The following is a 7,472-nucleotide window of genomic DNA, read 5'->3' as shown; positions in this document are numbered from 1 at the left end:
CCGTACTTCCATCCTATCGGGGAACAACCACCCGCTCTTCAATATGTGACCGTTTCCGGCTTCAGGGCGACTCGCTCCGCGATTACCCCATGTTTGAAATTTCGCGTTCGCTTTCGTTACGCCGTTTCCTGCCTTTGCGTGACAACCGCGTCATCCAGAGGGCAGTGCAACATCACGACCGATGCGGAATCCGTCAAAGCGGTGCGAAACTTCGTAGGAGCAAGGTCTTCGCGAGTGCCGAGCAGGGGATATTTGTCACCACCGCCTCTCGTTCTCGAAAGTAGCGCGAGCGCTACCGAGGAAGGCCAGAGAGACGAGTCAAAGCTTTATCTGGAGCTGATCGACGGAGAGCAGTTGCTTGAGATGCTTTACACAACCAACGCGCCGAAGCCTGCCCTGCCTCCGCCGCAACTCAAACACGACCAGGAATGGCGGGACGTCCATGGCCCGGGCCATTCTCGCATTCGACTTTTACCGATTACATGAGCGGATGGCCCCGTTGGGGGTGCCGCAGACGCGCTCGGCCGAAAGTGTCTGGCATTTGGTCTGAGATCGATCGGGTCGAAGCCAATTTCCGCCTGCCGCGCTTCACGCTATTTGCAAGACATTCAAATTTGAGCTTCCGCACTCATGCTTTGTCGAAGGTATCTCCGTAGGTTTTAGCCGTTCTGAATCGCCGTCGGCGACGATGACGACGAAATAGGAGAACGCAATGGCTCGCAATCACGTTGAACGTCTTGGAGAGTTTAGGGAAATCTTGGTCGCGACTCGACGCGAAGGAGTCCGTAACGTGCACCATACTCGCGACGCAATGCGAGCAAGTGGCTTTCAGATCGGGGACAGCGACGGCTCCAGCTACGGAGCCGAGCTGAAGGTGCTCCAAGAGGAAATTGAGGCAGTCGATCGCGCTATCGAAGACGAGAAGCGGTCGGCCTTGGCCCTCGAGAGCGCGGCTCAATCCCGCCGACCGACTAAACCGAGAATCGTGAAGGGAACATAGAGTCAGGTAAGGCCCTTGGCGCCCGTCGCGTCGATCGCCTTCGGTACAGTGTCGGGCCGTCGCCGCCGTGGTGCAGTGCCCTAAGCGGACGTTTCGCTTTCGGCCCCTAGTGCGACGTAGAGCATCTGCTCGGCAAAAATCGCTCCTGTGAACTCCGACCTCGTATGGCGGAGCAACAGGTTCGGCCAACATCAGGTGAGACGTAGTCCCAACAAACATGCAGTTCAGACAATCGATTACGCGTCTTTGTTGAAGTCGTGCCATGCGGCCGATCCGAGAGGGTCGGCCACCTCCGGCATCCTTCACTGACTGAAACACGCTTGAAAAAATCGGGCCCGTGTAGATTAAGTTGCATGGACTAAGTCACAGGCCCGCAATGCGCACCGTCAATATCGACGAGGCCAAGACGCATCTGTCTGGTCTTGTCGACAGGGCGGCCAAAGGCGAATCCTTCATTATCGCCAAATCCGGCAAGCCGATGGTCAAGGTCGTTGCCATAGACGCACCTGCGGCCGGCGAAATGCGTCGGGTGGGGTTTATGGCCGGGCGGTTTTCAGTTCCGGACGATTTTGATCGCATGGCCGATGACGAAATCGAGAAGCTGTTTGGCGGCCATGAAACTTCTTCTCGATACCCATCTTCTGCTCTGGGCGGCGGGCGAGCCCGAAAAGCTTCCGCCCGCAGCCCTCGCTGAGATCGAGATGCCGATAACCACTTGACGTTCAGCGCCGCAAGTCTCTGGGAGATTGCCTTTAAACGCGGTCTGGGGCGCCCCGACTTCAGGGTCGATGCGCGTCTTTTACGTCGGGGCCTGATAGACAATGGCTATCATGAGCTGCCAATCACCGGCGAGCATGCCATTGCGGTGGATGGGCTTCCACCCATCCACAAGGACCCCTTCGATCGGATCCTGATTGCTCAATCGATTGTGGAAGGCATTACTTTGCTGACCGTCGACGATCTGGTCGCGCAGTATCCTAAGCCCGTCCGTCGTCTCAGATCAAGCGGACCCCAAGCCCCTCGGTAGGGTAGTCCAGTTATCGCTTCAGACCACCCATGAAAGCCTTTACTCGAGCAGAGTCGACTTGGTTCCACCAGACGCCGTCGTGCTTCAGCGCGCTGGCGATGATGACCCCGTCGACGATGGCGAGGATATCCTTGGCATTGTCCGGCGTGACACCGCTGCCGACGAGCGTCGGCAGGCCGGCGGCCTGCTTGATCATGCTTATGTAGCCCAAATCTGCGGCGTGGCCGGTGCGCTGGCCAGTGGCGATGATGGCGTCGGCGTCGAAGAAGACCAAGTCCTTGACCAGTTCCTCCACCGGGCGGTCGGCGACGATGGCGTGTGCGCCGTGCTTGACATGCGCATCGGCGAAAATGCGGATGCCGTTGGCGCGCAGCCTGGCGCGGTAGCGCGCCGCGCGGCCGGACTCGCCTTCGACAAAACCCTCATTGGCGACGTAGGCATTTGCCCATTGATTGACGCGGACGAAGCCGGCGCCGGCTGCGCTGGCGATCGCCAGGGCCGGGATCGCGGCATTGGCCAGCACATTGATGCCGATCGGCCTGCCGAGTTCGCGGCGGATGCGGTCGGAAACGACCGCCATGTAGGCCGCCGTCTCCGGGCCGATATCATCAGGCTTGGCGAACGGGATGTCGCCATGGTTCTCGACGATGACGCCGTCGCAGCCGCCGTCGAGATAGGCCTTGGCGTCGTCGAGCCCGCGCTGGTAGATCGCCTCGATAGCCTCGCCGTCATAGCGCGGCGCGCCGGGCAGCGGCGCCAGATGAACGACGCCGATCACCACCTTTGTGCGGCCGAAAAGGTCCACGAGCGCGTCGCCGCCGGATTGGCCGAGCTGGGTCATGAGAGCTCCATTTGATCGATGAGCGCCGCCATCTCGGAGGCGGAAGGACAGGATGCCAGTGTGCCCGGCCGTGTCACGGCGATTGCGGCGGCGGCGAGCGCCAGCTTCAGCGCCGAGATGACCGGCATGCCCCGGGCAAGCCCACCGGCCAGACAGCCGCAGAACACATCGCCCGCGCCGCTGGTGTCGAGCGCTTCGACTCGCGGCGCCGGCAAACGAAGCGGTTCCGTCCGGTCCGTGCCAAGCACGATACAGCCTGCGGCGCCGAGAGTGATGACGACGGTGCCTGCGCCTTTGGCCACCAGCGCATCGGCCGCCGCCGCGATGTCATCCCGGCCGGTCAGGGTTTTCGCCTCAGATTGGTTGACCACCAGAACCTCCGCCAGGCCGAGATCGGGCAGCGAGGCCGTGTCGATCGGGCTGGCGTTGAGAACGGTGCGCGCACCGTTTTTCTTTGCTGCTCTGAGGCAGGCATTGGTCACGGCAGTCCGCAAATTTCCCTGGCAGACGAGGATGTCGCCGGGAGCGATCCAGCGGACAAGTGCTGTCTGCGTCACCGGATCGAAGGCTTCGCTGCAGGCGACGCCGCTGACAATGAAATTCTCTCCGCCTTTATCGACGACGATGGTCGAGCGGTCGCTCGGCAGCTCGAATTCGATCACCTCACGGTCTGACAGCTCGCCGTCGAGGCGGCTCCTGATCCATGCGCCTGCGGGGTCCTTGCCGAGCGCCGTCCAGAACGTCACTTCTGCACCAGTCCGTGCTGCTGCGACCGCCTGGTTGGCGCCCTTGCCGCCGAGCCCGTCGGCATAGCTCACGGCATTCAAAGTCTCGCCCGCGGCAGGGAAGCGGCCGACGCGAAACACGGTATCGACGCAGGCATTGCCGACGACGTGGACATGCATGGCTCAGCTCTCACCGGTCGCCCAGCCAAGCATCTGTTCGAACAGGGTCTTGTAGCCCGGCCAGGCGATGAATTGCGGCGGCAGCCAATGCGGCCCGACATCGGATGTCCAGGCCACGGTGCGGCCCTTGCCGTAACGGCCGGTGACAAGCAGCGGCAGCGAGCCATAATCCGACGACACGCTGGCCAGGACCTCGGCCCCGTCCTTCAGCGTCACCTCGTTAAAACCGAGCAGGATCGGCCAGTCCGAGCCGAGGCCCCTGAGGATGGGATGGCTCGACCCTGGTTTTGGCACCGGCGCAAAACCTTCGGGAACCTCGACGCGGTCGTCGTAGGCCAGGCAGTTCACCGGCAGCACGTCCTCGACCGGGGTCTTGTGGTAGCGCGCGCCGCCATTGATGCCCTGGAAGCTGTAGTAACCGCCGAACATCAATAGACCGCCGCCGCCGCTGACGTAATCGCGGAGCAGGCGCAGGCGGTTCGGCGTCGGTTTGGAGTGGACCCAGGTGTCGGGATGCAGCAGCAGCGTGTTGGCGCCGATGTCGGAGAGCACGACCGCGTCATAGGCCGACAGCGCCTCCATGGTCTGTGGAAAGCCGCGCTGCGCCTCATGCGCCGGCATGAACGTGACGTCGAAGTCGGTCGCCTTCAGCGCGCCCAGCAACTCGTCTGCGCCGGTGTGGTAGGTAACGGTCGGAAACTGGTCGAAACCCTTGATATGGGTCGCGGTCGACACCCAGGATTCGCCGGCAAGCAGGATCTTCTTCTTGGACATTTGAACTCCAGTGTAATTCCAGGCCGCTTAGAGCCGCGCGAATACGCTTTTCGGATTGGCGATCAGCATGCGGTCGATGGCCGGCTGCTCGACGCCATGGCGTTTCAGGCGCGGTATGAAATGCTTCAGGATGTAGCCATAGCCGAAGCCGCCGAAGCGCGTCAGCATGATCTTGAGGAACACATCCTGCGACAACAGCAGGCGGTCGCCGAAGCCCGCCTCGACAAGGGCGGCGACGGCGCGTGCGTTCTCTTCGTCGGAGGGCGATTGCGCGTCCTGGTCGGCATAATAATAGTCCATGCCGATCATGTCGTATTCGAGGAACGCGCCGCGCCGGGCGAGGCTTTTCTGGTAGTCGGGATCGTCGTGGCTCGGGTTCATGTGGCAGAGCACGGTGTGGCGAAGATCGGCGCCTTCGGCCTCGACGATATCGAGCACCTCGTGCGCAAGCCGCTCCCAGCCGGGCAGATGGATCGACAGCGGCACGCCGGTTATGCGCGAGGCGCGTGCCGAAGCTCGCAGCGACTTGCGTTCCTCGGCGGTGAAATCCTTGCTGACGCCGACCTCGCCGATCAGCCCGGCCATGATCGGCGGCTGCGTCTCGCCGCCGCCGACATCGTTGACGATGAACTCGGTCACGGCGTCCACATCCATCGCCTTCAGCCATTCGGGATGGGTGTGCTCGAGATAGAAGCCGGTGCCCATGACGATCTTCAGGCCGGACATGCGGCTGATGCGAGCGAGCTTTTCGGGGGCGCGGCCGATGCCGATATTGGTGGCATCGACGACGGTGTGGCCGCCCAGCGCGCGATAGCGCTGCAGCTCAGACAGCGCCAGGTCGGCGTCGTCGAGCGAGACGTTGTCGCGGTTGACGTATGGGTTCATGCGCAACTCGCCGATGATCTCGATGTTCACCGGCTGCTCGGCGATCGCCATGTCGTCGGGATGGCAGGGGCATTTCCAGCTGCGCGCGCCATCGAGCAAGATGTGCTCGTGCATCAGCGTGATGCCCATGTCGTCGACCGGAACTGGGCCGAGCACGGTCATCACATGGCCTGTTTCGACCCCGATCGCCAGCCGCTGGCCCGGCACTGCGTCATCGAACAGACCGCTCATCGGCTCAACGGCTCCGCACGGCGCCGCGAAACAGGCGGAAGTTCAGCCAGATGGCGATCAGGATGATCGTTCCGGTGACTATCGGCGTCAGGAAAGGCGACAGATGCGCCAGGATCAGGCCGTTGCCGATGACGGCCACGGTCAGCGCGCCGAGCACCGTGCCGATGATCGTTCCGCGGCCGCCGAACAGGCTGGTGCCGCCGAGCACGACGGCGGCGATGACTTCCAGCTCGAAACCCTGGCCGGCATTCGAAGATCCCGATCCAAGCCGGGCAGCAATGATGATCCCGGCAAGGGCTGCCGCGGTGGCGGAAATCACATAGACGAAGAGCGTCGTCTGCCGCGTGTTGACGCCGGCGCGCCGCACCGCCTCGGCGTTGGCGCCAATGCCGGTGACATAGCGGCCGAATGGCGTCTCGTTGAAGGCGAGATAGGCGATGGCCAGGATCGCCAGCGCGATCAGCGCCGGCACCGGCACGCCAAGAAACCAGGCGCGGCCCAGCACGGTGAAAGCGCTTCCGGGCTCGATGGGGATGGAATAGCCGCCGGTGATCAGCAGCGCCACGCCACGGATCACCGAAAGCCCGGCAAGCGTGACGATGAAGGACGGGATGCCCTCATAGGCAATGAAATAGCCCTGTACCGCCCCAAGTAGGGCGCCGAGCGCTAACATGGCGAGGATAACGACTGGCCACGGCAGGCCAAACTGCAAAACCGTCGCCGACAGCGTCGCCACCAGCGCCAGCACGGAGCCGACCGAAAGATCGATGCCGCCAGTGGTGATGACGAAAGTCATTGCCGCGGCGACGATCAGCAGTGGCGCCGACTGCCGCAGGATGTTCAACAGATTGGGCGATGTCAGAAACGCGTCGGTCGCAACCGAGAAGATGATGCAGACGACCAGAAAGAACAGCGCGATTGAGACGACGCTGCCATTGGCGAGCAGCGCATCGCGCCAGGTGCCCCTGCGTACTCGTGAGGGCTGGGCGGTGTGGATCGCGTCGCTCATGCCGGCGCTCCACCGCGATAGCCATTGGTGGCGGAACGCGCACTGAACTTGCGGCCGACGATCAGATTGACCACGTCTTCGATATTGGTCTCGCCGATCAGCCGCTCGGCGACATTGCGCCCTTCATACATGACCTGGATGCGATCGCAGACGAGGAACAGATCCTGCAGCCGGTGGGTGATCAGGATGACGCTGACACCGCGCGCACTGACCGCGCGGATCAGTTCGAGCACCGCCTCGACTTCGGCCACGGCAAGCGCTGCCGTCGGCTCGTCCATGATCAGCACGGCCGGCTCGAACGAGGCGGCGCGGCCGATCGCGATCGACTGGCGCTGCCCGCCGGAGAGGTTTTCGACCTTGAGCCGCGTGTCGGCAATGACGATGCCAAGCCGATCGAGCATCTGGCGCGTCTCGTCATGCATGCGCTTCTTGTCGAGAAAGGAAATGCCTGCGATGCGACGCCGCGGCTCGCGGCCAAGAAACAGATTGCCGGCAACATCGACCGTGTCGCACAGCGACAGGTCCTGGTAGACCATCTCGACGCGCGCCGCACGTGCGTCCGCCGGGGAGCTGAAGATCATCGGCTTGCCGTCGATCTCGATGGTGCCGGCGTCGGGAACCACTGCCCCCGACAGCACCTTGCTCAATGTCGACTTGCCGGCGCCATTGTCGCCGACCAGCCCCAGCACCTCGCCCGGCTTCAGCGTCAGCGACACGTCATCGAGCGTCTGGATGGCGTTGTAGCGCTTTGAGATGCCGCTCATCCGCACCCGATAGGTCTGGCCACTGCTCATCTGGAA

The 7,472-nt window shown here is 62.9% G+C and carries 8 protein-coding genes and 1 pseudogene; 3 read left to right on the top strand and 6 right to left on the bottom strand.

Going from position 1 to position 7,472, the window contains the following annotated elements; genetic code table 11:
- From NKH49_RS31310 to NKH49_RS31300, 3 genes and pseudogenes are all read left to right on the top strand, one after another.
- Positions 1 to 486 (top strand): hypothetical protein (locus NKH49_RS31310; RefSeq protein ID WP_352929352.1); only part of this gene is annotated, 486 nt, incomplete at its 5' end.
- A gap of 890 nt (positions 487 to 1,376) precedes the next feature.
- Positions 1,377 to 1,694 (top strand): type II toxin-antitoxin system Phd/YefM family antitoxin, encoded by a 318-nt coding sequence (locus NKH49_RS31305; RefSeq protein WP_352929350.1) that lies wholly within the window; start codon positions 1,377 to 1,379, stop codon positions 1,692 to 1,694.
- Positions 1,615 to 2,027, top strand: a pseudogene (locus NKH49_RS31300) (type II toxin-antitoxin system VapC family toxin). The gene NKH49_RS31305 and the pseudogene NKH49_RS31300 overlap by 80 nt, the downstream one beginning before the upstream one ends.
- Positions 2,028 to 2,037: 10 nt before the next feature.
- On the opposite strand, the gene NKH49_RS31295 reads toward NKH49_RS31300, so the two are convergent.
- From NKH49_RS31295 to NKH49_RS31270, 6 genes are read right to left on the bottom strand one after another with little or no spacing between them, the layout of a single operon-like run.
- Positions 2,038 to 2,868 (bottom strand): BtpA/SgcQ family protein, encoded by an 831-nt coding sequence (locus tag NKH49_RS31295; protein ID WP_352474307.1) that lies wholly within the window; start codon positions 2,866 to 2,868, stop codon positions 2,038 to 2,040.
- On the bottom strand, positions 2,865 to 3,773 hold the full coding sequence (locus NKH49_RS31290) for a ribokinase (protein ID WP_352929347.1): 909 nt from the start codon (positions 3,771 to 3,773) through the stop codon (positions 2,865 to 2,867). The genes NKH49_RS31295 and NKH49_RS31290 overlap by 4 nt, the downstream gene beginning before the upstream one ends.
- 3 nt (positions 3,774 to 3,776) lie before the next feature.
- Complete coding sequence (locus NKH49_RS31285) at positions 3,777 to 4,547, bottom strand: glutamine amidotransferase (protein ID WP_352775811.1); 771 nt, start codon at positions 4,545 to 4,547, stop codon at positions 3,777 to 3,779.
- Between the two features lie 27 nt (positions 4,548 to 4,574).
- Positions 4,575 to 5,663, bottom strand: coding sequence for a phosphotriesterase family protein (locus NKH49_RS31280; RefSeq protein WP_352780207.1), 1,089 nt, complete (start codon positions 5,661 to 5,663; stop codon positions 4,575 to 4,577).
- A 4-nt stretch (positions 5,664 to 5,667) separates the two neighbouring features.
- Positions 5,668 to 6,672, bottom strand: a complete 1,005-nt coding sequence (locus tag NKH49_RS31275) for an ABC transporter permease (RefSeq protein WP_352503424.1) — start codon at positions 6,670 to 6,672, stop codon at positions 5,668 to 5,670.
- Complete coding sequence (locus tag NKH49_RS31270; protein ID WP_352775819.1) at positions 6,669 to 7,466, bottom strand: ATP-binding cassette domain-containing protein; 798 nt, start codon at positions 7,464 to 7,466, stop codon at positions 6,669 to 6,671. Before NKH49_RS31270 ends, NKH49_RS31275 begins: the two co-directional genes overlap by 4 nt.
- Positions 7,467 to 7,472: the final 6 nt, after the last annotated feature.

The sequence above is a fragment of the Mesorhizobium sp. M1088 genome, from assembly GCF_040318575.1.
Taxonomy (GTDB): domain Bacteria; phylum Pseudomonadota; class Alphaproteobacteria; order Rhizobiales; family Rhizobiaceae; genus Mesorhizobium.
The sequence above is the reverse complement of the archived record's forward strand: the minus strand, read 5'-3'. Positions and strand labels throughout refer to the sequence as shown.

Coding starts and splice junctions, on each gene's coding strand:
- NKH49_RS31305 (WP_352929350.1), top strand. CDS start 1,377: ATGCGCACCGTCAATATCGACGAGGCCAAGACGCATCTGTCTGGTCTT.
- NKH49_RS31295 (WP_352474307.1), bottom strand. CDS start 2,868: ATGACCCAGCTCGGCCAATCCGGCGGCGACGCGCTCGTGGACCTTTTC.
- NKH49_RS31290 (WP_352929347.1), bottom strand. CDS start 3,773: ATGCATGTCCACGTCGTCGGCAATGCCTGCGTCGATACCGTGTTTCGC.
- NKH49_RS31285 (WP_352775811.1), bottom strand. CDS start 4,547: ATGTCCAAGAAGAAGATCCTGCTTGCCGGCGAATCCTGGGTGTCGACC.
- NKH49_RS31280 (WP_352780207.1), bottom strand. CDS start 5,663: ATGAGCGGTCTGTTCGATGACGCAGTGCCGGGCCAGCGGCTGGCGATC.
- NKH49_RS31275 (WP_352503424.1), bottom strand. CDS start 6,672: ATGAGCGACGCGATCCACACCGCCCAGCCCTCACGAGTACGCAGGGGC.
- NKH49_RS31270 (WP_352775819.1), bottom strand. CDS start 7,466: ATGAGCAGTGGCCAGACCTATCGGGTGCGGATGAGCGGCATCTCAAAG.